At 53.7% G+C, this 1,215-nt stretch carries 1 rRNA gene; it reads right to left on the bottom strand.

The features are described from left to right. Positions 1 to 23 precede the first annotated feature (23 nt). Positions 24 to 1,215, bottom strand: a 23S ribosomal RNA gene (locus NR795_RS20660); the annotation flags it as partial.

Below are 1,215 nucleotides of genomic sequence, written 5' to 3'. Positions count from 1 at the left end.
CGCCAAAACATCTTCGGCGTTGTAAGGTTAAGCCTCACGGTTCATTAGTACCGGTTAGCTCAACGCATCGCTGCGCTTACACACCCGGCCTATCAACGTCGTCGTCTTCAACGTTCCTTCAGGAGACCTAAAGTCTCAGGGAGAACTCATCTCGGGGCAAGTTTCGTGCTTAGATGCTTTCAGCACTTATCTCTTCCGCATTTAGCTACCGGGCAGTGCCATTGGCATGACAACCCGAACACCAGTGATGCGTCCACTCCGGTCCTCTCGTACTAGGAGCAGCCCCCCTCAATTCTCCAGCGCCCACGGCAGATAGGGACCGAACTGTCTCACGACGTTCTAAACCCAGCTCGCGTACCACTTTAAATGGCGAACAGCCATACCCTTGGGACCTACTTCAGCCCCAGGATGTGATGAGCCGACATCGAGGTGCCAAACACCGCCGTCGATATGAACTCTTGGGCGGTATCAGCCTGTTATCCCCGGAGTACCTTTTATCCGTTGAGCGATGGCCCTTCCATTCAGAACCACCGGATCACTATGACCTGCTTTCGCACCTGCTCGCGCCGTCACGCTCGCAGTCAAGCCAGCTTATGCCATTGCACTAACCTCCTGATGTCCGACCAGGATTAGCTGACCTTCGTGCTCCTCCGTTACGCTTTAGGAGGAGACCGCCCCAGTCAAACTACCCACCAGACACTGTCCGCAACCCGGATCACGGGTCCACGTTAGAACATCAAACATTAAAGGGTGGTATTTCAAGGTTGGCTCCACGCAGACTGGCGTCCACGCTTCAAAGCCTCCCACCTATCCTACACATCAAGGCTCAATGTTCAGTGTCAAGCTATAGTAAAGGTTCACGGGGTCTTTCCGTCTTGCCGCGGGTACACTGCATCTTCACAGCGATTTCAATTTCACTGAGTCTCGGGTGGAGACAGCCTGGCCATCATTACGCCATTCGTGCAGGTCGGAACTTACCCGACAAGGAATTTCGCTACCTTAGGACCGTTATAGTTACGGCCGCCGTTTACCGGGGCTTCGATCAAGAGCTTCTCCTTACGGATAACCCCATCAATTAACCTTCCGGCACCGGGCAGGCGTCACACCGTATACGTCCACTTTCGTGTTTGCACAGTGCTGTGTTTTTAATAAACAGTTGCAGCCAGCTGGTATCTTCGACTGGTTTCAGCTCCGCGAGCAAGTCGCTTCACCTAC

Source organism: Pseudescherichia sp. L3 (genome assembly GCF_024656065.1).
Lineage (GTDB): Bacteria > Pseudomonadota > Gammaproteobacteria > Enterobacterales > Enterobacteriaceae > Pseudescherichia.
This window is presented reverse-complemented; position numbering and strand designations above follow the sequence as displayed.